Source organism: Bradyrhizobium sp. UFLA01-814, from assembly GCF_046718885.1.
Taxonomy (GTDB): domain Bacteria; phylum Pseudomonadota; class Alphaproteobacteria; order Rhizobiales; family Xanthobacteraceae; genus Bradyrhizobium; species Bradyrhizobium elkanii.
This window is the reverse complement of record NZ_JAQOSR010000009.1, coordinates 15047-40014: the sequence shown is the minus strand read 5'-3', so window position 1 is coordinate 40014 and position 24968 is coordinate 15047. Positions and strand designations below refer to the sequence as shown.

15 protein-coding genes and 4 pseudogenes are annotated in these 24968 nt (G+C 59.8%); 11 read left to right on the top strand and 8 right to left on the bottom strand.

What is annotated here, in order from left to right:
* Nucleotides 1-45 precede the first annotated feature (45 nt).
* Entirely contained in the window at nucleotides 46-1020 is a 975-nt protein-coding gene (locus tag PMN64_RS04665; protein WP_225645967.1) for a helix-turn-helix domain-containing protein, read from the top strand.
* Between the two features lie 114 nt (nucleotides 1021-1134).
* Here PMN64_RS04665 and PMN64_RS04660 read toward each other — a convergent pair whose 3' ends face one another.
* From PMN64_RS04660 to PMN64_RS04650, 3 genes and pseudogenes are all read right to left on the bottom strand, one after another.
* The gene (locus PMN64_RS04660; protein WP_411779877.1) at nucleotides 1135-1392 is read right to left on the bottom strand and encodes a hypothetical protein; all 258 of its coding nucleotides are present in this window, start codon (nucleotides 1390-1392) and stop codon (nucleotides 1135-1137) included.
* Nucleotides 1393-2030: 638 nt separating this feature from the next.
* A pseudogene (locus tag PMN64_RS04655) lies at nucleotides 2031-2301 on the bottom strand (DNA ligase); the annotation flags it as partial.
* Between the two features lie 1115 nt (nucleotides 2302-3416).
* A complete protein-coding gene (locus tag PMN64_RS04650) occupies nucleotides 3417-4463 on the bottom strand; it encodes a zinc-dependent alcohol dehydrogenase family protein (RefSeq protein WP_253587574.1) in 1047 nt (348 codons plus the stop codon).
* Between the two features lie 864 nt (nucleotides 4464-5327).
* Between PMN64_RS04650 and PMN64_RS04645 the strand changes: the two genes are divergently transcribed.
* The 9 genes and pseudogenes from PMN64_RS04645 to PMN64_RS04605 all read left to right on the top strand — a co-directional run bounded on the left by PMN64_RS04645 (nucleotide 5328) and on the right by PMN64_RS04605 (nucleotide 16660).
* Nucleotides 5328-6257 (top strand): lactate/malate family dehydrogenase, encoded by a 930-nt coding sequence (locus PMN64_RS04645; protein ID WP_301322233.1) that lies wholly within the window; start codon nucleotides 5328-5330, stop codon nucleotides 6255-6257.
* Between the two features lie 386 nt (nucleotides 6258-6643).
* Nucleotides 6644-7244 (top strand): annotated as a pseudogene (locus PMN64_RS04640) (DUF1931 family protein).
* A 116-nt stretch (nucleotides 7245-7360) separates the two neighbouring features.
* The gene (locus PMN64_RS04635) at nucleotides 7361-8176 is read left to right on the top strand and encodes a universal stress protein (RefSeq protein WP_411779876.1); all 816 of its coding nucleotides are present in this window, start codon (nucleotides 7361-7363) and stop codon (nucleotides 8174-8176) included.
* Between the two features lie 36 nt (nucleotides 8177-8212).
* Nucleotides 8213-9955 carry an FAD-dependent oxidoreductase gene (locus tag PMN64_RS04630; RefSeq protein WP_411779875.1) on the top strand — a complete coding sequence of 581 codons (1743 nt, stop codon included), beginning with the start codon at nucleotides 8213-8215 and terminating at the stop codon, nucleotides 9953-9955.
* 267 nt (nucleotides 9956-10222) lie between these two features.
* Nucleotides 10223-10678, top strand: coding sequence for a hypothetical protein (locus tag PMN64_RS04625; RefSeq protein WP_283089982.1), 456 nt, complete (start codon nucleotides 10223-10225; stop codon nucleotides 10676-10678).
* Nucleotides 10679-10751: 73 nt separating this feature from the next.
* The gene (gene zwf, locus PMN64_RS04620; protein WP_411779874.1) at nucleotides 10752-12260 is read left to right on the top strand and encodes a glucose-6-phosphate dehydrogenase; all 1509 of its coding nucleotides are present in this window, start codon (nucleotides 10752-10754) and stop codon (nucleotides 12258-12260) included.
* Nucleotides 12261-12467: 207 nt separating this feature from the next.
* Complete coding sequence (locus PMN64_RS04615; RefSeq protein WP_411779873.1) at nucleotides 12468-14309, top strand: glycoside hydrolase family 15 protein; 1842 nt, start codon at nucleotides 12468-12470, stop codon at nucleotides 14307-14309.
* A gap of 174 nt (nucleotides 14310-14483) precedes the next feature.
* Nucleotides 14484-15041: an NADPH-dependent FMN reductase gene (locus tag PMN64_RS04610; protein WP_411779872.1), complete on the top strand. Its 558-nt coding sequence runs from the start codon at nucleotides 14484-14486 to the stop codon at nucleotides 15039-15041.
* 995 nt (nucleotides 15042-16036) lie between these two features.
* On the top strand, nucleotides 16037-16660 hold the full coding sequence (locus PMN64_RS04605) for a MarC family protein (protein WP_411779871.1): 624 nt from the start codon (nucleotides 16037-16039) through the stop codon (nucleotides 16658-16660).
* 94 nt (nucleotides 16661-16754) lie between these two features.
* On the opposite strand, the gene PMN64_RS04600 is transcribed toward PMN64_RS04605, so the two are convergent.
* The 4 genes from PMN64_RS04600 to PMN64_RS04585 form a co-directional block, all read right to left on the bottom strand.
* Complete coding sequence (locus tag PMN64_RS04600) at nucleotides 16755-17603, bottom strand: SDH family Clp fold serine proteinase (RefSeq protein WP_283089987.1); 849 nt, start codon at nucleotides 17601-17603, stop codon at nucleotides 16755-16757.
* Nucleotides 17604-17625: 22 nt separating this feature from the next.
* Nucleotides 17626-18366 (bottom strand): rhomboid family intramembrane serine protease, encoded by a 741-nt coding sequence (locus PMN64_RS04595; RefSeq protein ID WP_283089988.1) that lies wholly within the window; start codon nucleotides 18364-18366, stop codon nucleotides 17626-17628.
* A gap of 150 nt (nucleotides 18367-18516) precedes the next feature.
* Nucleotides 18517-20211 carry a thiamine pyrophosphate-dependent enzyme gene (locus PMN64_RS04590; protein ID WP_283089989.1) on the bottom strand — a complete coding sequence of 565 codons (1695 nt, stop codon included), beginning with the start codon at nucleotides 20209-20211 and terminating at the stop codon, nucleotides 18517-18519.
* Between the two features lie 495 nt (nucleotides 20212-20706).
* The gene (locus PMN64_RS04585) at nucleotides 20707-22047 is read right to left on the bottom strand and encodes an ISNCY family transposase (RefSeq protein ID WP_411779870.1); all 1341 of its coding nucleotides are present in this window, start codon (nucleotides 22045-22047) and stop codon (nucleotides 20707-20709) included.
* A gap of 135 nt (nucleotides 22048-22182) precedes the next feature.
* On the opposite strand from PMN64_RS04585, the pseudogene PMN64_RS04580 reads away from it, so the two are divergent.
* Nucleotides 22183-23341 (top strand): annotated as a pseudogene (locus PMN64_RS04580) (IS701 family transposase); the annotation flags it as partial.
* 114 nt (nucleotides 23342-23455) lie between these two features.
* Here PMN64_RS04580 and ligD read toward each other — a convergent pair.
* A pseudogene (gene ligD, locus PMN64_RS04575) lies at nucleotides 23456-24355 on the bottom strand (non-homologous end-joining DNA ligase); the annotation flags it as partial.
* Nucleotides 24356-24968 lie beyond the last annotated feature (613 nt).

Sequence of the window (24968 nt, the reverse complement as noted above, 5' to 3'; positions counted from 1 at the left end):
TGGATCAATTCGTCGGCTGATCTACGGTTAACGAACGGCAAACACGTGGAAACTATCTTCTCGACCTCCTCGGTTCATCCCCGCGACCGATTTGATTATTGGCACAGCCTGGCCTGCAAGAAGATCGTGGGTCATGACTCTGTGCCGGAAAATCGCCTGACATTCCAAGCCGAGATCAAAGCCGCGAAGTTCGGCAACCTGGACCTGGTTGAATTCAGCAACTCACCGATGCAGGTCTCTCACACCTTGGCCCACGTCGAGCGCACCGGCCCCGACACGTTGTTCCTGTGTTACCAATTGTCGGGCAGGGTCCTTATCGTCCAGAACGCGCGCGAGGTTAACCTGGACGCCGGTTCTTTGATGCTGCTTGAGCCGCTGTTGCCTTATGATGCGAAGTTTTCGCCAGACTCGAAAACTCTCCTCATCAAGGTTCCGCGCCGTGAGCTACGCGCACGGATCGGTACAAACCGCGAGTTGATCGGGCGTCGCGTGACTGCCGAGCGGACGGACGATGATCTGGCGCTTTCGGTCGCTGCAAAATTGCCGTCGCTCGCTGGGAGGACAGCTTCCATAACAGAAGAAATGGTCGGCAATCACGTGCTTGACTTACTCGGACTATCCATTGCGAGAACAATTGGGAGCGCTACCGTTCGCGTCTCGAATCCAAAAGCGCTATTGCTGGGGCAGATTCGTTCAGTGGTGGAAGCGAGGCTCACCGATCCCGACCTCGACGGACAGAAGGTCGCCGATATCGTTGGAATAAGCGTCCGATACGCCAATGCGCTTCTTGCCGAACAGGACTCCTCACTTCACCGTCTCATTCTGTCCCGACGGCTCTCGCGTTGCCGGTTTGCTCTTGAAGACCCCAACCAAGTCCATCGAACCATAGCCGAAATTGCACAGGGATGGGGGTTTTCGGACATGACGCATTTTGGCCGCTGCTTTAAAGGGGCTTATGGGGTTTCACCGCGCGAGTATCAGAAAGCAGCGGCGCAATCCCGGCAAGATGGTCGGCCCTGACCCTGGGCGCGCTTTTCGGGAGGAAATCGTGGCCGACCTCCATCGGCGGTCCGCTTAGAACTGTCGACGTATTTTTGCTTCTGGATTTCAACAGCATTGCAAGCGATGTCAGCGTCACCTTGCCGGCTGGATCTTGGTCGGCTGCCTCGAGCTTCGTCGCGCCGATCGCGCGCGCCTGATCGAAGCGCCGAACGCTGGCGACATTGACCGGGTTATAGCTCTTGCGCACTGCTTGTTGCGGTCGGCCGTCTTGGCCATCTTGTTGGACTGATCCTCGGCCGTGCGGCCGCCGGCGTCGCCGTCGACGGCGCCCGAGCGGCGCTGGGGGATCTCGGTCTCGCCGAACGCGAGCTCGCACACGGATGCAGACATTGGGCTCACAGCTCGCGGTCGCCACCAAGGACATCGCCGAGATGAAGGCGTCGATTTTGTTACAAGTGATCTCTTCGATTCGATCGCCCGAACATGTGATCTGCTGGTATCTAAGGTTCCCTACGCACCGGACACTGCCGCCAAGGCGAGCGATAATTTTTGGAGCGGTGGAATAGACGGTACTGAGCTTCTGCGAAGAGTCGTCGTGGCTCTTCCCACGAGTTGGACGCGGACGGAACAGCCTGCATCAATTCCCTGTTTCCGAATCCTCCGGAACGAAGGTCAGGGATCATTTTAATGCTTGGCTTGGAGGCAATCTCACCGAGTGGGGATGTGCTGGATAACACCTGGCATGTGCCGGGATATCAAGATTTGCTCTCCGAGCAGCCATTCTAAGGTGATATGAGCGCGTGGCGCTTTGGCGTGGTCAGTATGCGTCGATCTCGGATTGGCCGCGGTTGGTGGAAGGAAGTCGCAGGCAATGGCGTGTTCTTTGCAGAAGATAGAAGCTGCAGCGTCATCGCTGATCACGATGCCTACGGGTCATCTGCTGGATTATCGCCGAACAGCCCGTAGCGTGCGCTGTCGAGCACAGCATCGATTTCATCGATCGTCAGAAGAGTTCCTATAGCTGGGCATCAGGCTGCTATTCCGTGGCGGGTCAGTTCGTCACCCTTGCGCCGGCCACGTAAATCCCGTCCCATTGTCGTCCAGTGCAAAGCCCGCGATTGTCAGCGTCTAGCGCTGGGCGCAGGTCTTCTTGACCCAGTCCCGGCTGCGGGCGCCGGTCGGATAGACACTGTTTGCTACCTTCGACACCACGCCCTCGTAGCCGAGCTTGCAAGCATGGGTGAACATCTTGGGGCCGTCGATCGCGAAGCTTTCGCTGAACTGGATGGCGGCGCCGGCAAAGGCCGTCAATAAGGTCGGCAATAGCCGCAAGCGAGTTGAGGGCCGGCTGAGGTCGGCGATGAAGAAGTCGTTAGGAACGGCACCTTCGAAGCGTGGTTAGCAACGTGCCGCTCCCCGGCACAGCGCATTCGCGAATGAAGGTGCCCCGGCTCTTGCCCCCCAAAGACCCGGGGCACATTCGCGATTCATTCCCATGGGGGCCGTAGCTGTGGAGCGGATAAAGCGCAGCTTTTTTCCCGCCGGGTACCCGCTAAGCGGGCAGCTCGAAAACCAGACCGCGTCGCGACGCTGGGAAATAGTGGCAACATTACCGCCACTGGATTAACGTGGGTTATTTCCACCCGATGCAAACCGTTGCTAGCCGCGCTGTTATCGTTGGATTAATGCCGGAGTGAGTTATGCCTGCCAAGCCGTGGTCCGAAGAGGACGAGCAACAGTTGCTAAAAATGATACGAGAGACAGCCCTAACGCAGTTGGAGATCGCCCGGAAGCTTGGACGAACGGAGGCTGCGGTAAGCAGTCGGCTTACGATCATCAGAAAGCGGGAGCAGGTTGTCGGCGCCCGAGCAAAGCACCCCCGCGGCGTGCCTGCTCGAGCTGTCATTTCGTCCTCTCGAAGGACGACCGGGAAATAGGAACTAAACGGCCGAGTGCTGGTTCTGGCGGGAAGGTAATCATGGCAACTCGGCCTCGGCGCCCCCCACCGCGCTGGGGCCATTTCGCGAAGAGGCCGCCAACTGAGTGGCCTCCGCTATCGAAAAATATCCTACGCACCCTACAACGACGACCAGCCAGACGAGCGATAAAATTCGATATACGGTATTGGGCAGCACCATTAAGGTTCTTCGGCCTCCTCCGTTACCGAGCCTTCTTATTTGTCATGCTGGCGGACCCGCTGTCCAGCTACACTTCAGGAACAACTGTTGCGGTGACGGGCGGAAAGCCGTTTATCTGATCGCTCTCTTCATCAATTTCATCCATTCGAGAACCTTGCCAACAAGCTGCCTTCAGCTCTCGGCGGCGAGTCAGTTCGGGCAGAGAGCCGAACCTTTCAGCTTTTTGCGCGCCATCAATCTCGCACCGCCGTCAAGTCTGTCGACCTAGATTATCTTTCAAGCTTCGGTTACTGAGATGATGACCTTGAGAGCGTTCGTCTTGGCCGCCTCGCCGAACGTCGCATAGGCGTCCATGATATTGTCGAGCTTGAAGTGGTGCGTGATCAGTCGCTTGGGATCGATCTTGTTTGATTGTACAGTCTTAAGCAGCATCGCCGTTGTGACGGTATCGACGAGTCTTGTCGTGATCGCGACGTTACGGTCCCAGAGGCGTTCTAGATGCAGATCTACCTTGACGCCATGGACGCCGATGTTAGCGATGACACCACCAGGCGCCACGATGTCCTCGCAAGTGACAAAGCTTGAGGGAAGGCCGACGGCTTCGATCGCGGTATCGACGCCACGACCGTCGGTCATCTTCATGATTTTCTCGACTGCCTTGCCGTCCCTATTGTTTATTGTTGTGGTCGCACCGAAGCGGGACGACATTTCGAGCCGGTTGTCGTCAAAGTCGATCATTATGAGTTCCGACGGTGAGTAGAATTGAGCCGTCAGCAACGCCGCAAGCCCGATCGGGCCGGCTCCGACGATCGCGATGGTCGCGCCGGGTTGAACCTTGCCGTTGAGCACGCCGCATTCGAACCCGGTGGGCAGGATATCGCTCAGCATTACTGATGCTTCCTCATCCGCTCCGGCGGGGATGCGGTATAGGCTGGTTTCGGCAAAGGGAATGCGGACATACTCGGCCTGGGTGCCGTCAGTCGTGTTGCCGAGGATCCAGCCCCCGTTGACACAATGCGAGTACATTCCGCGGCGGCAATAGTCGCATTTTGCGCAGGACGAGATGCAGGACACGATCACGCGGTCGCCGGCCCGAAAGGCGGTGACGGCGGCGCCGACTTCTTCGATGACGCCGGTACCTTCGTGGCCAAGGATACGGCCTGGTGTACAGGTCGGCACGTCGCCTTTGAGGATATGCAAATCTGTTCCGCAAATCGTCGTCCTGACGATCTTGACGATAGCGTCCGTTGGCGCGGCAATCTTCGGCTTTGGGCGATCCTCAAGCGCCTTCTTTCCGGGGCCTTGGTATACCAGCGCTTTCATAACCATTCTCCTACGTTCGATTTTGCCAATCGAGTGAATCGTCTCGAGCATCAGGCGATGCCCCAGTGTCACCGGTGCGCCTGGGCATAGTCGCGTTTCATTGCAGAGAGCAGGTGAGCGGTCAGAACCGCGCCGGGCGCTCCGATCGGACAGCCGTGGGCAACGGCACCGCACTCGACCTTGATGACTGAGCGAGTCCAAGCTGCCGGTCAGGGCGATGGTGATCGATGCAGAGGCCTCATCTCGATGCGTCCAATCTCGCCAACCCGATCAGGCGCCTGCCGGACGACAAGATGGAGCCGAGCCCCAACATGCGTAGCGAAAACTATGACAGTTACTTCCTAGTTCCCTTGATAACCATCAATCGCCCGTATTATTCGGCGAGCAGGAGCAACTGGGAATATATGCTTGTTCATCACAGGTGTAGGATTGCGACCCGACCGCGCCCGAGCCGATCGACGTCACTGTCGACGGAAGACGCATCAAGCCTGCGCCGATTACTTCGAGGCGCTCGTGAGAGGACCTGTTCATTGACGATGGTCAATGCCTGAAGCCGTTGCGGAGTTCATGATTCCTTGTGATGCCAGCAGCAAAGGAAGTTTCTATGCGGCTCGGGAAAATATGCATCGCTCTTGCGATACTACCCGGCCCGCCCGCTTCCGCCCAGGCCGGCCGGTCCGGGTTTTGTCCTGTAAAGCATGCGGAGATTGTATCCGCATGAAGCCTGCTCAGACATTTTGATGTTCTCGATTGTTAAGTCCCGGAACGCCAGCAAACATTGCGAACCGGCGCTCACGCGATCGACAAACAATGTACTACTGGTGTTGGGGCATCGGTTGACGGTCTTTGGAACGCAGGTTCATCATGAAAGTCGGAATCGTTGGAGCAGGTAGGGTAGGGTGTTCCTGTGCTCTTGCCATGGTGGTACGGGGGAGTGCCCGGACAATTGTGATCGTGGACCGAACGTCTAAGCGGGCGAGGGCGGTCGCCACCGATCTTCGTTACGGAGCGCCGCTCGGCCCAAAGACCACCATTGTCGATGGCGACTATGAAGAGCTTGCCGATTCTCAGCTGGTCATGATTGCCGCAGGCATCAATGAAAAGGCGGGGGGCGCCACCGACCGCAGCGATTCCCAGGGCAGGTTGCGGTTGCTTGACAAGAATGCTGAAATCTACCGCGAGATCGTTCCGCGCATTGTGCACGCCGCGCCTAGCGCGGTGATATTGGTCGTGACCGATCCGCCGGATCCGCTCGCCGATATTGCGCGCGCAAGCGTATGCCATGATCGCGTGCTAAGTACCGGTACGTTTTTGGATTCCTTGCGTTTCCGCGTTCATCTGGCGGCGCATTTCGGCGTCGATGCCAATCATGTAGAGGCGCAGGTGGTCGGCGAACATGGGACCTCGCAGGTATTCCTCTGGTCAACCGCCCGGATCGCCGGCGTGCCGGTCGGCGAACTCGTCGGACTTCGTGGCCGAGTGCCTCACAGTTTACGCAGGCAGATCGAGGCAGACGTTCGTTACGCGAATATCTCTATCATCGAAGGCAACGATGCGAGCCAGTTTGGCATTGGTATCGTTGCGGCGCGGATCGCGGAAATTGTTCTTCGCGATGAACGAGCGGTGATTCCGATCGGCAGCTATAACGGCAAATTTCGCGTTACTCTCTCACTTCCAAGCGTCGTCGGGCGCGAGGGAGTGCTTCGGATTTTCGAACCCGAGATGTCCGTCGAGGAGCAGCGGGCGCTGGAACTGGGCGCGGCTAACTTAAGGAGGTCGCTAGGTCGTCGGTAGACGGAAAGCATTTTGTCGGGCTGCAGCGCCGGACGCGAAATGCGCCCGGCGTGCCAGAGCTGATTGATAATCAATCCGTCAGCCTGGTCCGCCGCTCTCGTGACCTCACGCCGTGCCTCCTGCTTGCGGCGTGGATGCCGGGGGCCAGGTTGGCCTTGCATCGACAGTTGCTTGTAGTAGCAGGCCGCGAGGGCACGTTGCCGGTTGACGCGCCCGCGAGCGCGTCAACGACGCCATGACCATTCGATGCGGCAGCCTGAAAAGGACCCAGCCGGTACGGCAGGAACAGCGTGTTGGTGTCCGCCGTCTGCCTGACGCGAGGGCTGCCGCAACGATGGTGGCTTCGTCTATGTTTCCCTCCTTTCGAGGATGAAGAGACCCGCGGGATGGTGACCCGCGCTGAAGTCCACACACGCAACAAAGATGTCGCAACTTCGAGGAATTGCTCCGTGACAAAGATCAATTTCGTGTCCGTGCGAGAAGATCGCGCGAAACTGACGACCGTCAAGGGGGAGGCTGGCCTGCGCACGGTATCGTGCGGCGAGGAGACGCTGCCTATGATTATCGCCGCCGTGCAATCGAACCAGCCGCGCGCCAGCCATGTTATGCGCATGGCGAGATTCGAGCGATTTTTTCGGATCGTAGCCAGCGTCGATGTCGACAAGCAAGACATCAAGCGCTACAGCGATTTTATCAACCAAAAACTTTATGATTTCCTGCCGCGGGCCCAGGCGGTCGCCAAGGCGAACGGCGGCGTGATCCTGGAGCCATTCGACCTGCCGGTCACCAGGGGATTGCAGGAATGCATCCATGAATTCGTGAGACTCGACGAAGAGATCGAGCCGCGGCTGATCCTCGACCGCGTCGCCACGCGCCCGCCGATTGATCTTGCTTACGGAGAGGATCGAGGCTCGCCTACCGGACATCGTGGGAGGTCTGAGTGTCGCGCTCGCGCATACGTTCAACATCATCGTCCCCGGGTTGTAGAATCCATCGAACGAGCACTGGCGGAAGTGTTTTCGTATTTTCGATCTGCTGCTGTAGCTGCGCGAACAGCCGAGTAGCCAAACATCGCGACGGCCGTCGCGAGCGAGGAGAGAGCGATGATCAGGGATGTAATGGTGTGGCTGGACGGCGGCGCCTCCGACGAAATTCGTCTGGCAGCTGTCGCCGACATGACCCGCCAGCTGGAGACCCGCGTGGTCATCGGGTTGTATCTCAACGTTCTGCCTTTGCCGGGGTCGATTGAGGGCGACGTCACCGCCACAATCGTCGAGCATGCGCGCCAAACTGGTAATGCGGTGGAGGAGGCACTAGCCAAGCGGCTGCGAATGCTGGATCGGATGGTCGAGGTCCGGCGCCTCGATGTCTTGTCCGATGACGTAGCCAAAATTGCCGCGCGAGAGGCGCGCTCCGCCGACACCTTCGTGGCACTTCGTCCCAATGGCGCGATGGATCCGGAACAGCTCGTCGAAGGCGTGCTGTTCGGCTCTGGCAGGAATGTCTATCTCGTTCCCGAGACGGAGCGGCCGAGGATCGCCTTCGATCGCATTATGGTCGCTTGGAACGGGAGCCGGGAAGCGGCTCGTGCGCTTGCCGAAGCGATGCCGTTTCTTCACAAGGCGGAAAGTGTGTCGGTCATCGTTGCGACTGGCGAAAAGCCTACCGAGGAGGAGGCGGTGATGGGGATCGATGCCGTTAATCATCTTCGGCATCATGGAATCAAGACCAGTCTGCATCGCATCAAGTGCCGCTCAAGCGAAGTCGGGCCGCAATTGATGGCTGAGGCCGAGCGCCGGAAGGCGAACCTTATCGTTATGGGCGGATATGGTCACATGCGCCTGCGCGAGCGGCTGCTCGGCGGGGTGACCTACAGCCTGTTGCACGAAGCGCCTATCCCGCTGCTGATGGCGCATTAGGACACGTCGCACCTTGCCCCGACAGCGAGATTGCAGATGCCGACGATTGATAGCCGCCGCGAGCAGATGTTTCCCAAGCTTGCGCCGCATGAAATCGACCGTCTTCGCCGCTTCGGCGCGGTGCGGAATTACCGTGCCGGCGAAGCGCTGTTCGTGACCGGAGAAGTCGCCCCGGGCATGTGTGTGCTGATCAAGGGCTCGGTGCGCGTCGTCAGGCGCGATCCGCTAGGCCATTGCGCGCCGATTGTGGAGCAGGGACCCGGTGAATTCGTCGCCGAAGTGGGACAATTGTCAGGCCAGCCCGCTTTTGTCGACGTTCACGCCATCGACGATGTCCAAGCCCTCTTGATCCCGCCGGAGAATCTACGTGCGTTGATGATTGGGGAGCCCGAACTCGGCGAACGGATCATGCAGGCTTTGATCCTCCGCCGCATTGCGCTGGTGGAGGCAGGCGCCGGTGGTCCAGTCCTAATCGGCCCCGAATCGAGCCCAGACGTTGTGCGCCTGCAAGGCTTTCTCGCCCGCAATGCGTATCCACATCAAGTGCTCGATCCAGCAAAGGACCCCGACGCGGCGAAGCTTGTCCAGCAGTATGCACCAAATCCGGCCGACCTGCCGCTTGCGGTGTGTCCGAAAGGAACAATCCTGAAAAATCCGAGCGAAGCAGAGCTGGCGCGCGCGCTTGGAATGGTGCCGATCGACGACGAGAGCCGAACCTATGATGTCGCAGTCGTTGGCGCTGGCCCGGCGGGCCTCTCGACGGCGGTGTATGCCGCATCAGAGGGCTTGTCGGTCGTCGTCTTCGACGCCCGTGCCTTCGGCGGGCAAGCCGGGGCCAGCGCGCGGATCGAGAACTATCTCGGTTTTCCCGCCGGCATATCCGGCCAAGCACTCACCGGCCGCGCCTACGTCCAGGCGCAGAAATTTGGCGCGCGGATGGTGATCCCTGCGGGGATCTCGCGGCTCGATTCGAGGGAATCGCCGTTCACGCTGCACCTGGAGGATCGGCGGTGTGTGAGGGCCTCGACGGTTGTGGTTGCGAGCGGCGCCCGCTACCGCCGCCTCAACGTGCCGAATCTGCCGAGTTTCGAGGGACGCGGCGTTTGGTATTGGGCTTCGCCGATCGAGGCACGCCTGTGTCGGGGCGAGGAGATCGTCCTGGTCGGAGGCGGAAATTCAGCGGGCCAAGCCGCCGTATTCCTGCGCAACTTCGCAAAAAAAATCTGGATGCTGGTTCGTGGACCAAGCATCACGGAGAGCATGTCGCGTTACCTGATCGACCGTATCGCGAATCTCGATAATATCGAGGTGCTGACTCACACTGAGGTGGTCGCGCTTTATGGCAGCCGGGAAGGGCAATTGGAGCGCGTACGCTGGCGCAACAGCTCGACCGGCGAGGAAACCGAGAAGCCAATCCGCCACCTCTTCCTCTTCATTGGCGCGGAGCCGGCAACGGCTTGGCTTAAGGGCGCCGGCATCGCGTTGGACAGCAAGAATTTTGTACTGACTGGATGGGACACTCCCTCCACCATCCGCTCGAAGGGTGGCGCTGGCCGTCCGTTGCTACTCGAGACCAGCGTAGACGGTGTATTCGCCGCCGGCGACGTGCGATCTGGGTCGGTCAAGCGCGTGGGTGCTGCGATCGGTGAGGGTGCCGTCGTCGGGGCGGAGCTACACATTGCGCTTGCCAACGGCCAAGTGCGAGACAAGAGTGAACAACGCGCCAGTCAAGACTCGCGCGAAACCGAAAACGCACTTGCAGTCCCATCACAGCAGTGAGCAGCGGCGATGCCGAGATGTATCACGGCCACGACTTGCGAAGTTGACCATTGCCAAGGTCGGCAGGGGTGGACTGGATACGATCCCGTTCGGACATCGCGCTGCTGCCGCGGCTTTGAGTAGCTTTTCGAATGCGATCATGAAAACCACCGTACCCGGCCGTTTCGCGATTTCAAACAAGCCACGAGTATCTTGACGGCGGTCAAGGGTCAGCTCGGCGGTTTGCGGCATCATCGTTCGGGTCAAGGAACCCAGCGGAGAAAATCCATGTGCGACTACAGCCTACATGCCGTTACGTCACGCCCCGCAAAGGTGGGAGAGAGTTTGGTGTCGACCAGCTTTCGCGGCACATCGACCCGCGGCTTTGCCACCAAGGACGAACCCACCGTCGCCGTTTGTCTGCTGCCGGGCACCGAGCTCGCATTCGAGCAGGACGTGAGATACAATCGCAACTGGTTGTTGACCAAGAGCGCGGGCTTCCGTGTCGCCCAATTCTGCGTGATCAAACCGGAAACGCCGGCGCAACACCACGATGCCCTGCTGTTTCCCGATGGCACCATTATTCTTGTGAACCTCCTGTCGGAAGGACAGCATGCTCGGGTGCTTCAATTGCCAGCTGTCTGGCTGGGAAAGAAGAGCGGCGATCACGCTGGGCCCGCCCCCGTCTACTCGGCCGAGCAGGATAACCGCGTTGAGATCGAACCTGCTCAACAGGCATCATAGGTCCGGCCGGATAATTGGTGCTGCTCCCGTCCTCAGGGGCGCAGAGGGCGACGCGATAGCTCGTCAAGCGTTCGTGAGAAACGTCCAGGCCCGCCCGAAGCCGCAATCCTGCGCCCTTGTCATCTTCGGTGTCACAGGAGACCTGACCAAACGGCTGGTGATTCCTTCGCTTTACAATCTTGCGGCAGCCGAACTGTTGCCGGAAAGATTCTGCGTCGTCGGCGTCGCGCGCTGCGGCATATCGAACGAAGCGTTGCGCGAGAGCCTAATGAAGGGTCTGCATCAGTTCGCAACCCGCCCCGTGGAAGACGCGGTCGCGAATCGTCTTCTCGAATGCATCACCTCGGTCGTGGCCGATCCCGGCGACGGCTCTTCTTACGATCGTCTTAAGGAGCAGCTTGAACGGTTGGAAGCCGCGCGCGGCACCGGGGGCAATCGGCTGTTTTATTTGGCGACACCGCCTGATGCCTTCGCGCCGATCGTGCGCCAACTCGGCCGTCTCGGCTTGTTGAAGGAGGACCCCGACGCCTGGCGGCGGGTTGTGATCGAAAAGCCGTTTGGAACCGATCTGGCATCGGCGCGTGTGCTGAATGCGGAATTGTTGAGCATCCTCGGCGAACACCAGATCTACCGAATCGATCACTACCTTGGCAAAGAGACCGTCCAGAACATCCTGGTGCTGCGCTTCGCCAACGGAATGTTCGAGCCGATCTGGAACCGCCATCACATCGATCACGTGCAGATCATCGTGGATGAGCAGCTCGGTGTTGGCCATCGCGGTAGCTTTTATGACGCGACCGGCGCGCTTCGCGACATGGTGCCGAACCATCTGTTTCAGCTGTTATCGCTGGTCGCTATGGAGCCGCCGAGACACTTCGATGCCCATAACGTGCGTTCGGAAAAGGACGGAGTGCTGTCGGCGATCCACTGTCAGAGCGAAGAGGAGGCGCTGAAAAACTCCGTGCGCGGCCAGTACACTGCCGGGAAAATCGGCGACACGGAGATTCCTGATTACCGAAATACCCCGGACGTCCGGCCGGACAGCGCTACGGAGACTTACGTTGCGATGAAACTGAATATTGACAACTGGCGCTGGGCCGGGGTCCCCTTCTATTTGCGCACCGGAAAGGCGCTCGCCATGAAGCGCACGGAAGTGGCGATCAAATTCCGCGAGGCGCCGTTTGCGATGTTTCGATGCACGCCCATCGAGCAACTGGCTGAGAACTATTTCGTCATCGGCGTCGAGCCGAGTGAAGGCATCACGCTGCAGTTCAACACCAAGGTGCCGGGGCCAGTGATCAGGATCGACGGCGTGCAAATGAAGTTTCTCTATAAGGACTACTTCAAGTCCGAGCCTGCGACGGGATATGAGACCTTGATTTACGATTGCATGATTGGCGACAACATTCTGTTCCAACGCGCCGACGGCGTGGAGGCTGGCTGGCGCGCGGTTCAGCCGCTCCTCGACGCCTGGAAACGAGTGGGCAGCAAGGGGTTGGAATTCTATCCTGCGGGCAGTGAGGGCCCTCCGGGCGCGTTTGAACTTTTGAAGCGCGATGGCCGAAGCTGGCGGAAGCTCTGACAGCGATGCGCTCGGGGAAACAGCCGCCGAGAGATTGTGGGCCTGGATTCAGTGTCGACCGCGATACTGTGGAATCGGCTCACTTATCGCTTATCAAGGGTTGTGAGCACCGGCAGTTTCAACGGGGCTGTGCTTCGACGAAGAAAATTTAGGGATCAATATCTGAGAGCGGTTGCGTGGGCAGCGAGCCCAGGCCGAGAGTTGTGTATGGCGCTCAAAATCGAAAACTATGCGATGATCGGCGACTGCAAGACAGCAGCCATGGTCGGGCACAATGGCTCGATCGATTGGCTGTGCTTGCCGAGATTTGATTCGGCTGCGTGCTTTGCCGCTTTGCTTGGCGACGCAGAAAATGGACGGTGGCTCATTGCGCCGAAGGATGAGCCGATCGAGACGTCGCGGCGCTACCGCGCAGGCACGTTGGTCCTCGAAACGGAATTCAGAACGAAGGGTGGCACTGCGACGCTTATCGATTTCATGGCACCGGGAAATCGGGCCGAGCTTGTACGCATCCTCGTAGGTCGACAGGGGCGAGTTGAGTTTCACTCCGAATTTGTAGTGCGATTCGACTATGGGGCGACGGTGCCGTGGGTCAACCGGCTTGATGACGGCAGCATCAGCGCAATCGCCGGTCCGGAGCGTCTGGTGCTGCGTACGACAGCCGCGCTTCACGGCGAGGACCTAAAAACAGTTGGTGAACCTACGGTCACGGCCGGCCAGTCAATCCCGTTCATCCTCTCCTACGGGGCGTCGTTTCAAGATCCTCCTTCGGCGATTGATGCCTTCGACGCGCTGAAACGAACGGAAGCATTCTGGCGTGGATGGAGTGATCGGTGTCCCGAATTCGGTCGCTGGACGGAAGCGGTCAAACGTTCGCTCATTACATTGAAGGCTCTGACCTACGCCCCGACCGGCGGGATTATCGCCGCGCCCACGACCTCTCTGCCGGAGCTTATTGGTGGAATCAGAAATTGGGACTATCGCTTTTGCTGGTTGCGCGACGCCACGTTCACCCTGCTGGCCCTAATGCACCTCGGGTACTACGACGAGGCGCGGGCATGGCGAGACTGGCTCCTTCGCACCATCGCCGGTAGTCCGGAGCAGGTGCAGATCGTGTACGGAGTGGGAGGCGAACGCTGGCTGCCGGAGCTGACCATTCCGTGGCTCGGCGGTTATGAAAGATCGTCGCCGGTGCGCATCGGAAACGCCGCCTACCAGCAACTCCAACTGGACGTCCTCGGCGAGGTCGCCGACGCCATGTTCCACGCCGGGAAGGGCGGTATAGGTTTAACCGACCGCGGCCGCGCCCTGCAGCCCATCATGCTGAAATATCTCGCCAGCGCTTGGCGCGAGCCGGATCAAGGTATTTGGGAGGTACGCGGCGAGCGGCAGCACTTCGTCCATTCGAAGGTCATGGCCTGGGTTGCGTTCGATCGTGCCGCGAGTGAATTCGCCACCCGCGGATCAATCGAAGCATCTCGGCATTGGCGAGCGGTCGCCGACGAGATCCACGCCGACGTGTGCGACCGCGGCTTCGACCGCGATCTCGAAAGTTTCGTGCAGGCTTACGGCTCAAAACGGCTCGACGCTGGCTTGTTGCTGATGCCGCTGGTTGGCTTTTTGCCTGCAACGGATCCGCGCGTGAGGAATACCGTGCAGGCCATTGAAAAGAGACTGCTGGTCCAGGACGAGTTTGTTCTGCGGTATGAACGCGCAAATCCCGGTGATGGCCTGCCCCCGGGAGAAGGAGCGTTTCTGGCATGCAGCTTTTGGTTGGCCGACAATTACATTCTGCAGGGCCGCTATTTGAAGGCCCGTAAGCTGTTCGACCGCCTCCTATCGCGTTGCAATGACGTGGGACTGTTCGCCGAGGAATACGATCCGTTCGCCGGCCGCATGCTGGGCAATTTTCCGCAAGCCTACAGCCATGTGGGTTTGATCTGTTGCGCCTTGAATCTCACCCGGGGAACGTGTCCTGCGAAGGAACGCGCCGAGCCGCAGCGCCCGGCGATGCGTCCGATTCCGCAAGCCGCAACGGAGCCGGACTGACGTAGACGTTCCTGCTGGACAGCGGCCCGCGGGCAATGTCAACCAGCCGTTGTGGTTCTTCGAATACCATTTTTTTGCTGCTGGCGGTGGCGAAAACGGGCAATTGTCAAAGACAAATATTGCCGCTTGAGGTGATGTGTTTTCAGCGTCTCATGCAAGGAAAAGGAGTAGTCAATGGTACTCAACGTGGTGACGATCAGTGGCAGCCTGCGCAAGGGCTCGTACAATACCGCGCTGATGCGGGCGTTGCCTAAGCTTGCGCCTTCGAATCTTCATCTTTCCGAGGCGCCGCCGTACGACGGCATGCCCCTGTACAATGCGGACGTTCAGGCCGCCGGCTTTCCAGGTGAAGTGACGACCTTCGCTGAAGCCATCAGGAAAGCCGATGGCATAATCATCGTCTCGCCCGAATACAACTGGACTATTCCCGGAGGCCTGAAGAACGCGCTGGATTGGGTATCGCGCCTGGAAAATCAGCCCTTCAGGGAGAAGCCAGTCGCCATTCAGTCCGCCAGCGGCGGTCCCCTGGGCGGGGCGCGAATGCAGTATCATCTGCGAATGGCGTTTACCTATCTCAGCGCCTTCGTGTTTGGGATACCGGAAGTATTCGTCGGGCTAGCCCAGACCAAATTTGATTCGCATACGCTCGAACTGAAGGACGACCCGACCAGGAAGGTGGTTGCCGATCAGCTCGCGGCCTTCGCGAAATTCGTTGCTCGCTTCAAAGGGTGAGCGCTTCAACACTATTTCTTCCTTGGCGACACGTTCCCACCATTGTCCAGGATCGCGGCCACCGACTGTCGGTCAGGTGGATCGGCACAGTCGTGCCAGTATTTGCCGATCTCGAATTCTGGCAGCTTGATCGCAAGCCTAGCCAACTGCATTTCACAACCTGACGAAGCACTGAGACGGTGAGCGTATAATTTTATATGTGCGTATGTCTCGTCGCGCCCCGCATTGACAGTCGTGTATCGACGGCGTGAGCCAGTCATCATTGGCCAATTATTCTACGAGCGGCGATGGACCGATCGTAAGTTGATGCCTACGTAAAAATACGACATAGCGCATCCTGCGTGTGGCCGATATAGCATAAGTGCGTAGGCTGCGCGGTTCAGTCATGCGTCTGCTCGCAGCACACACAAAAACGAGAGCGGCTCGCGTCGGCGAAACCAATGTTCCTGGCTCCATCTGATACGCTCAGAGGGTTTGCGACAATCAAGAAACCCGCATGCCCGAAATGTGGACGCGCTATGGCCGCGGGCAGGGCCGCGCCAGGCGCGCTCGGTCATCAAGAACTCACTTTTGCTTGCTCGACGTGCGGCCAGTCCACGACACTTTCAATCCCCATCGATCCGCTCAGGAGTGATGCGGTAGGTTGGCTTAGAAGCGAGCTCAGGCCGCCGAAATAGTCATATTTCTTTGCATGCAGCGGCAGAAGAAGGGAAGAACAGGATCATGGTTAGAGTACAGCCGCTCAACGGCGAAGAACCCGAGAGGTCCGAGGACGTTATTCAGCGCGAACTGCTTGGTCAGCGCGGCGTGCTCGGCGCCCCGGACTCGGCCAGGCCGAGCCCTCAAGGCGAAAAGGATACGCATGATTTCTGCGCAGTGCATAGAGTGGCGAGGACTGCTGGTGGATTGCTTATTACTGTACTTTGCGTCGGCTCAGGTCGAGCTGCGTACATCCCGTACCACGATCTGCCTGCCGCTCGCGGCGGGCATTCGCCGTGATCGACTTCGCTATGTCGGCCTTTGTGACCCTGTTACTGGTCGTCGACCCCGTCGGATTGGTGCCGGCGTTTCTCGCGGCAGCAGGCGGACTCAGTAGCCGAGACAGGGCGCGAATCGTCGTCCGGTCTCCGCTGATCGCTGCGGGGATCCTTGTAGGTCTTGCATTATGCGGGAACTGGCTGTTGGGCCAGCTTGGGATCAGCATTCCAGCTTTTCAGATCGCGGGCGGACTTCTTTTGTTCGCTGTTGCCTACCAGATGGTCTTCGGTGACCGGCCGCACCGGGAGGCACGCGAAACCGACAAGACGATGGCCGAGCAGGTTTCGGATATCGCCGTCTTTCCGTTGGCTATCCCGCTGATGGCCGGACCAGGCGCAATTGCCACCACGCTATTGTTGTCCAGCGCCGCAGGCACGACGTCGAGACTGGTTGTGCTCATTCTGGTCATTCTGCTCGTGTGCCTGACCTGCATGATTTGCTTTGCTCTGGCCGTGCCGATCGCGAAAACACTGGGCAACACTGGAAATGCCGTGTTTTCCCGGCTGCTCGGGATATTGCTCGCGGCTTTCTCGGTTCAGTTCGTATTGGATGGGGTCGCATCCGCTCACGCAAGCGCCTGAATAGTCGGTGGGCGCGTTGACGAGACGACCCATCAATGACCGCATCGGCATGCCATGCTAATTTGGCAACGGTCTGAGGCGGCCCCGCTGAACGTCAGTCCGCCTCCACAGAATCGCCTCCGGCCGGCAGACTTCGCCGCACCGGCAGATATTCCACGCCGCCGCTGTTTTGCATGCGGACGGGTTGCGGATACAGTTTCAGGAGCTCGAAAACGCCGTCAGGCATGTCAGTGTTCACGGGCAGGCCCAGCCGCTTCGCTGTCGACGCCCAGATCGGATAGTCATGCGTCCAGGCACCGGATGCGAGCTGTTCCGCCAGCTTGGCGGCTTGTTCAGCGGGCAGCCGCCGCTCCAGCAGCTCGCTTGCCGACTGTTTGACCTGCGCAATAGCCTTGCGGCCGACGTCGGCCATTATCAGCGTTTGATCTTCAATCTTGGCTAGCGGCTTCTCCTCGACAACCTTAATCAGCGAGACTGCCGGCGACTGTCCGAGCTGCGGATCGATCGGGCCGAGCACGGCATGGCTGCTCATCACGGTCTCGTCGGCCGCCAGCGCGATCAGCGTACCGCCGGACATGGCGTAGTGCGGCACGAAGACCGTGACTTTCGCCTTGTGCTCGCGGATCGCCCTGGCGATCTGCAGCGCTGCCAACACGAGTCCTCCCGGCGTGTGCAGCACGAGGTCGAGGGGCACATTTTCGTCTGTCATCTGAATGGCGCGCAGAACCTCCTCCGAATCGTTGATGTCGATATAACGCGCGATCGGGAAACCCAGTAGCCGCATGGTTTCCTGCCGGTGCACCAGCAGGATCACCCGCGATTTTCGCTGGGCCTCCAGCTGCGAGATCTTGCGCACGCGCATCGCCTCGAGCATGCGCTGGCGCAACAGCGGCTGGATCGCCGAGAACATGAAGAAGATCCAGAAGAGATCACCGATCGACATGGAAGCCTCCACGAATAGCACCTCACATCCGCCCTTCAGGATCGAAGCCGAGCACGCCTTCGTCCCGATAGTAGGCCCGGTAACGCCGTTCGGACTGGACGATGAGAGAGACAAGTGCGAAGCCTGCCACAAACCCGCCGATATGGGCCCACCACGCGACGTCCGCGCGCATTGGCGTTACCGCCAAGCCCGGGATTCCCTGCAAGATCTGCATGAGGAACCAGAACCCGACATAGAAGAAGGCATAGACTTCGAAGAACAGCGGGATGAACAGGATCGGGATCACCACGACCACCCGGGCGAAGGGGAACAGGCGCATGTAGCTCCCGAGGACACCGGCGATCGCTCCCGAGGCGCCCAATGCCGGTACGATCGAGACCGGGTTGAAGAAGATATGCGCGACAGAAGCCGCAACGCCGCAGGCAAGATAGAATGCCAAATAACGGCCATGACCCAGCCGATCTTCGATCGTCGGACCGAACAGCCATAGCGTCCACATGTTCAGGATGAGGTGCAGCCACCCGCCGTGCAGGAACATCATAGTGAAGAGCGGCAGGACGTCGTCGATGGCCGGGTCGATCCCGTCGGAGGCAAGAATCCCGGAATAACGCGCAGGGACAAGCGCGAATTGATACAGCAGCTGCTCAAGCTCGTAGGGGCTAAGGCTGATCTCGAACAGGAACGCGATACAGTTGGTGGCGATCAGCACCCACGTGATCACCGGCGGGTAACGGGTCGGGACAGTATTCCTGATCGGGAACATCTGCGTCTCTTCGTAACCGTTCCGCGATGCCCGGTAGATACTGCGCCCAGATTCCTGGACGGACCATGACGATCGTCAATTTTCGGGCGGGGAGGGCCAAGCGTCGCCGCCGGCTGCGGGTTTCGGTACGTCCGGGCGGACCTGCTCTCGCTATCCCCCGGTTACGGCGAGAACGGCTTCCTTGATCTTGGCCAGCCCGAAATGCCCGATCATCTCCAAATCGACGTGCGGTAAATTGGGCATTTCATTTGAAATGACGGTTGCGTCAACAATTGCCGGGCCATCGATCGAGAGAGCTTCGACTACCGCTGCCATCAATTCCCACGGGCGTTTGGCCATGTATCCGTGGCCACCGCACGCACGGGCTAATGCTGCGAAATCCGGGTTTGGAAAGTCGATGGCTTCGCGAAATGGCACCAGTCCGACGCTTTCGGCTTCCAGCGTGATCAGTCCGAGCGACGAATTGTTGTAGATGATGACCTTGACCGGCAGGTTGTGATGCACTGCTGTCAGAAATTCGCCCATCAGCATATTGAACCCGCCATCGCCGGTCAGCGCGATCACCTGACGGGAGCGATCCAACGCCTGTATGCCATTGGCTTGGCCGAGGGCCGTTCCCACCGCCGCATTGTTGAAGGATCCGATGATCCGCTGCGTCCCGGTCTGACGGATCCAATTGGCGGACCATAGCGTGTTTAGGCCGGTATCCAGGACGAATATCGCGTCGGAACGGGCGAGATCGCTAACCGCGCGGGCAACCGCCTGTGGATGGATCTGATGGTCGCTCCGCTTGATATCCGCTTGCTTGTTGAGCATGGCGTCCCATTTCCTGCGCTCGTCGGCGACCTCGTCCCAGAATTCGGTATCGGTCTTCTGGGCAACCCGGCCGAGTAATTGCTTCAGCGTCGGCCGGACCGATCCGGCAACGCCGAGCGCGGTCAGAACGCGTCGTCCTAGCACCTGTGGTCGTTCATCGATCTGAATCACCGTGCTCTTGGTCGGAAGGAAGTTGGAATAAGGATAATCAGTGCCGATCATCAGGAGCAGGTCGCAACGCATCACGGCATTGTAGACGGCCCGCGTCCCGATCATGCCGAGACCGCCCATCCAGCGGGGATCGTCGTAGGGCAGGAGGTCTTTGCCCTTAACTGTATGGATCAGCGGAGCCTTGAGCCGATCCGAAAGAGCGCACAACAGGTCAACGGAGCCGCGGCAGCCGGCGCCGCACATCATCACTATCTTGCCCGCCTGTTCAATCCGCCGGGCTAGTTCGGCGATCCTTGCCTCGCTGGCGGTGACTTCCGACCGGGGCTTCAAGGTTGGGATGCTGGGAACGGTGCCTTGCGCTTTCGCTGCGATCACGTCCTGCGGAAGCGTCAGATGTGCGACGCCCGGGCCGGCATAAGCGGCCGCTATCGCCTGATGGATGACCGCCGGTGCTTGCGCTGCGGTCGAGATGGTCTCGGTGTAGAGCGACACGTCACGAAACAAAAGATCGGGTTCAGTGGTCTGGATGTAATCGGTGCCATGTAGCTTGCGCGGCATGTCGCCAGACAAGGCCAGCACTGGCGCATGATCGCGGGCCGCTTCATAAAGACCAGCAACCAGATGATTGCTGCCAGGTCCAGTGGTGCCGGCACACACTGCGAGCGTGCCGGTGATCTTGGCCTGGCCGGCGGCGGCCTGCGCCGCGCCTTCCTCGTGGCGGACGCCGACCCACTCGATCTTGCTGCGTCGGACCACATCGGCAAGCGGATTGAGCGAGTCGCCGATCAATCCGAAGATGTGCCGAACGCCGATCTGTTCGAGGGCACTTACCAGAATGCCGGCAACTGTCTGTGACATGTTCCGTTCCCAACTCTCGCCACCGAAGTTCGTTCAATGCGGCAGGCTGGCGCCCCCACCGGCCATAGACCTTGACCGGCGTCAACCCGTCAACGAGGCGACGAAGTTGTGATAATTGCTGGCCCAGCTCCCTTGTTCCAACAGCGCTTGTCGCGGCAATGTGCGAGCAGTCGCCGCATGGGCGCGCCCGGTCGAGACCGGACGATGAGCCGCTACCCCCCCCCCCGTTTATGCGGGCGGTGGCCGCTCTCAGTAATTTAATGTTGGAACAACCCGTGCGGTCGAGATCATCCGGATGTACGCCGGGGCGCCACACCTCCTGGTCGATCGGCGCGCCAGCAGGCAGACCCCACATTGCTCTGATACTGTCGTCCCATTGCAATTCGTTGGTGTCCGTAGCGGGTGAGGATGTCGTGTTTTTGTAGCTCGTGATCTGTCGCCTTCGTTGTTGATTATCGGCGTGGCCGGAAGGCGCGGACGGCTCGGCCGATTTGGTCATGCCAGGGATATTGTTGGTGGGGACTTTGTCAGTTTCTTTGTTCGACTTGAAGCCCGTTTCTCCGCCCCGACCCGCACGATCTTGACGGCGGCGCGCGCAGGAGCGGTCAAGGACGCGCGCTTGCGCGCCCGCCAGGGCTTGTCCTTGACGGCTCCGAGCACACTGCCAGGCTGAGGCGCGTCGGGGCTGATCTGCTGTCCGTTGGCGCTAAACATCGCCAACCGATGCGGTCCGAGGAACACGCTGACGGTGCCATCGGGATACTCATGGAGGCGCACCACAGCCTTGACGAAGTGAGGCCTGAGCCGGCTCTGCGGCAGCTGCAGCCGCCGACCGTTCCATGCAACGATATTATCGTTGGCGACGGTTCGCTCCTCGATCACGCACAGCGCCTCGCGCCAGGCCTCATGCCGGTCGGCCACGAATGCCGAGCCTTCCTGTTCGGGCTTGATCGCAAACGCGGCGTTGTGCCCGGGGATGTAATGCGCCTTCAGCCACGCGTTGGCAGCCTCAACCGTCGTGATCCCGGCAAGCCGCAGCTCCTTCGGCAGCCGATCCTGCAAGGTGCCGAACACCCGCTCGGAACGCCCGCGCGCCTGCGGCGAATAGGCTGCGATATGCTCGATCCCAAGATGCGACAAAGCCCGTCCCACCTGGGTTTGTTGCGTCTTCGAGACCTTCTCGCCAGCTTTTGGGGTAAGGAAATAATGGCTGCCGCGGTCGGTGTAGAGCGCGCAGAACAGGCCATGCTCGCCAATCACTTCGCGCAAGGCCTGGAAGGTCGAGGCCGTTCCTTCTTCCTCGACCAGGACCATCGAGTAGACCTCGCTGGTCGCATCGTCCATCGTGACGATCAGGTCCCTCGCGGGCAGACCTTCGATCCAAACGTGGCGCGATCCGTCCTGGTGCAGCAGCATGCCCCGAAGCGGCCGCCGTGGCCGCTTCTTGCGGTGCGCCGAACGCTTCGGAGCCTTCCGCACCAGCCCCGCCGCGTGCAGCGCCAGCTTCGTCACCGTATAGCCCAGCACATAATCATGCCGCTTTTGCATCTGCTCGTGGAAGTGCTTCACCGTGAAGTCCGCGTACTTGTCCCGGTACAGCGCAAGCATTCGTTCCAGTTCCTCCTCCGGCGCCCGCCGTGGCGAACGACGCCCCAGCCGGCGGTCGACAAGCCCGTCGTCCGCCTCATAGCGCTCCGCCCAGCGTTGAAACGTCCGAACACTGATCCCAAGAACCTCCGATGCTGCCTCCTGCGTCAGTTCCTTCGCCTCCGTCCGATCCAGCAAATCTGAAAACCGCATCCGTCGTACACCCTCGTGAATGGATGCCGTGCCCATCGCGCCCCCTTTGTTCCGGAGCACCGAAAACACGACACTTCACGAGCTACAAACAGGCGACAGATCACGAGCTACTGACACATTGCAATTCGTTGGCTTGTGGATTCCACGCTTAACGGCCAAGCTTCACAAGATCGACGGCGGCCGGGCGATTACGATCAGCTGCACCATTTCATCGCCGATTGCACGTCTGGGATGCGACACCGGTGGAGACAGAGCTGCTCAAAGACGCCGACCGGCTTGTCGGCGGCGGTGATGCGGTGCTGGTTATCGACGACACTGTGGTGCCGAAGAAGGGCGAACACTCAGCCGGTGTTGCGGCTCAATATGCCTCGGGCTTGGCAAAAAGGGGCGAATTGCCAAACATTGGTGTCGCTGACGCTCGCGTGGTGAAGTGCCGGTGATGATCGCATTGCGTCTCTTACTACCCGAGAGCTGGACCAGCGATGCGGTACGGTTGAAGCGCGCCGGCGTACGGTCAACTACCGATCGCCACGGTCCAAGCCAGAGATCGCTTTGGCGAAGATTGATCGCGCGATAGCAGCCCGCGTACGCTTCGGTTGTGTGCTGGCGGACGCGGGATACGGCCTGAGTGCGCCGTTTCGACAAGGACTCACGGCACGCGGGCTGGCGTGGGCCGTTGGCATCCCGCGTCACCTCAAGGTATACCCGGTCGGCGTCAAGCTTATCTGGCCGGTTGCAATGCGCGGGCGTCCCCCAAGCGGTCCATTCCGGACATCCTGTCGCGCCCGGCCGAAGACATGCTGGCCGACACCAATTGGAAAAATGTGAGTTGGCGAACGGGGACAAAAGGCCGATTGAAAGCCCGGTTTGCCGCGGTTCGGGTGCGGATCGCCGATGGATCTCCCCAGCGGATCAAGGATAAGGGCCAGCAACATCTTCCCGCCGAGGAGGCTTGGCTGACCGGCGAACACAGGACGTCAGGGGAAAAGAAATACTATCGCCAATCTGCCCGCCGCGACAGATCTGCGCACATTAGCCGCCGCCATCAAGGCACGATAGATTTGCGAGCAGGCGCATCAGCAGTTGGAAGAGGAACTCGGGCTTGATCACTTCGAGGGGCGGTCCTGGCAAGGCCTGCATCGTCACGCGCTGATGACCATGATCGCCTACGCCTCCCTGCAACACCCAAGCCTCGTCAAGCGGGGCGGAAAAAAAGAATCAACGGACCGCCGCCGCAGCCAAGCTTACCGGCGGTACGCCACACCATCGTCGACTTCATCCTTCGACCGTCAGCTCAGCGATGCCCATACTGCCGAAAACGAATCCGTGAAAAGCTGCCAGAGAATCAGTATCGTATTGTCGGAGCGGAAAAACTAATGAGTTCTTACCCTAGATCCTCCGCACTCGGGAAGGATGACAGGCGCGCGCAAGGCCATCAACCTTGCTATTTGCCGGCCAATTTCTTGATCGCCGACTTGATCGACGACGCGGCCTCGTCATAACCCTGCCATGCCGTGCCTCTGGCGAGCAACGCTGGCGCAGTGCGCACGGTGTAGCGCTCCGGATCGAGATCACTTTTCACCTGCGCCCAGGTCAGCGGCATCGAAACGGTGGCTCCGTCACGCGCCCGCGGCGATAGGGGTGCGACTGCCGTCGACGTGCGATCGTTGCGCAGATAGTCGAGGAAGATCTTCCCCTTGCGCAGCCGCTTCGATATGTAGAGCAGATACTGGTCGGGCGCATCCCTGGCCATCCACTGGCAAATGCCTTGCGCGAAGCCTTTGGCTTCCTTCCAGCTCAGCTTGTCTTTTGCACGATAGAGCAGCGGCACGACCACATGCAGACCCTTGCCGCCAGTGGTCTTGCAAAAGCTTTCCATGCCGACATCGGCCAAGCGCTGTCGCATCTCCTTGGCCGCAGTGACCACTTCGGTGAAATCGACGTCGGGCGCCGGATCAAGGTCGAACACGAGCCGGCCCGGCGTGTCATAGGCATATGGCGCGCAATTCCATGGATGCAGTTCGAGGCCACCGATCTGCGCGACCATGGCAAGCCCTTCGACGCGATCAATCTGCAAGTATGGTTTGCGGCCGCCGGAGACTTTTGCGAGCTTGAGATATTTCGGTGTTCCCTGCATGGCATGACGCTGGAAGAAACGTTCGCCGTGGATGCCGTCGGGACCGCGGATGATCGAACAGGGTCGGCCCTTGATGTGGGGAATCAGCCATTCGCCGACCGCCTCAAAATATCGGGCGAGGTCGAGCTTCGTCACTGGCCTCCCGTCGCCGCCGTCCGGCCACAACTCCTTGTCGGGCTTTGAAATGACAACGCCCATGACCTCGGTGGATGTGCGCTCCGCCCCTGCGGGCTGCACCCCAGTCGGTTGCCGCGATGTCGCAGTTGCGCGTGCGACCGGATTGACAACTTTGTAAGTTACCGGCTCTTCCGCCTTGACCTCGCTGGCCAGCTTGTTCTGCCGAGATTGCTTACGTCGTCCCATGTTTGCAATGGCTCCTGGATACCAGAATTGTGGAAAAAAAGTTGGATCAGGCCGTCGGCCGATGTTTTCTCCATGCACCTCAGCCTTAAGTTCGTCGACTGAGTTGCTCCATGCAGTCTTCAAGCAATGCCGCAGGCAGTCGGTGTGGGACCATCGCGCTCGACGCCGCGTACCGAGCGCGCTCGACATGTGCCATAGCTTTGCTGATGAGCCGCCCGCCGTTTCCCACGTGCCATCCTGTCGTTGACCGGCGATGCGCTCGACCCCCCTTTCGTGCCGACATCATGATACCGGAACGCGACGAACTGGCGTGCCGGCGCCACCTGAATTTGGAAGAATTGTCCGCCGCCGCGTGTGCCCGGTTTGGCGCGGCCGCGCCGCCCAAGTCCGGTTCCGCGAAGGCGACCGCTGCACCTTGAGCAATTTGCTTTTGTCTGCTTGCCTTTGCGTTGCGGTG

Excerpts from the sequence above, each read along its gene's own strand:
- PMN64_RS04635 (WP_411779876.1), top strand. The coding sequence starts at position 7,361 with ATGATCAGGGATGTAATGGTGTGGCTGGACGGCGGCGCCTCCGACGAA.
- PMN64_RS04625 (WP_283089982.1), top strand. The coding sequence starts at position 10,223 with ATGTGCGACTACAGCCTACATGCCGTTACGTCACGCCCCGCAAAGGTG.
- PMN64_RS04650 (WP_253587574.1), bottom strand. The coding sequence starts at position 4,463 with ATGAAAGCGCTGGTATACCAAGGCCCCGGAAAGAAGGCGCTTGAGGAT.
- PMN64_RS04600 (WP_283089987.1), bottom strand. The coding sequence starts at position 17,603 with ATGTCGATCGGTGATCTCTTCTGGATCTTCTTCATGTTCTCGGCGATC.
- PMN64_RS04595 (WP_283089988.1), bottom strand. The coding sequence starts at position 18,366 with ATGTTCCCGATCAGGAATACTGTCCCGACCCGTTACCCGCCGGTGATC.
- PMN64_RS04630 (WP_411779875.1), top strand. The coding sequence starts at position 8,213 with ATGCCGACGATTGATAGCCGCCGCGAGCAGATGTTTCCCAAGCTTGCG.
- PMN64_RS04615 (WP_411779873.1), top strand. The coding sequence starts at position 12,468 with ATGGCGCTCAAAATCGAAAACTATGCGATGATCGGCGACTGCAAGACA.
- PMN64_RS04660 (WP_411779877.1), bottom strand. The coding sequence starts at position 1,392 with ATGTCTGCATCCGTGTGCGAGCTCGCGTTCGGCGAGACCGAGATCCCC.
- PMN64_RS04610 (WP_411779872.1), top strand. The coding sequence starts at position 14,484 with ATGGTACTCAACGTGGTGACGATCAGTGGCAGCCTGCGCAAGGGCTCG.
- PMN64_RS04645 (WP_301322233.1), top strand. The coding sequence starts at position 5,328 with ATGAAAGTCGGAATCGTTGGAGCAGGTAGGGTAGGGTGTTCCTGTGCT.
- PMN64_RS04590 (WP_283089989.1), bottom strand. The coding sequence starts at position 20,211 with ATGTCACAGACAGTTGCCGGCATTCTGGTAAGTGCCCTCGAACAGATC.
- PMN64_RS04585 (WP_411779870.1), bottom strand. The coding sequence starts at position 22,047 with ATGGGCACGGCATCCATTCACGAGGGTGTACGACGGATGCGGTTTTCA.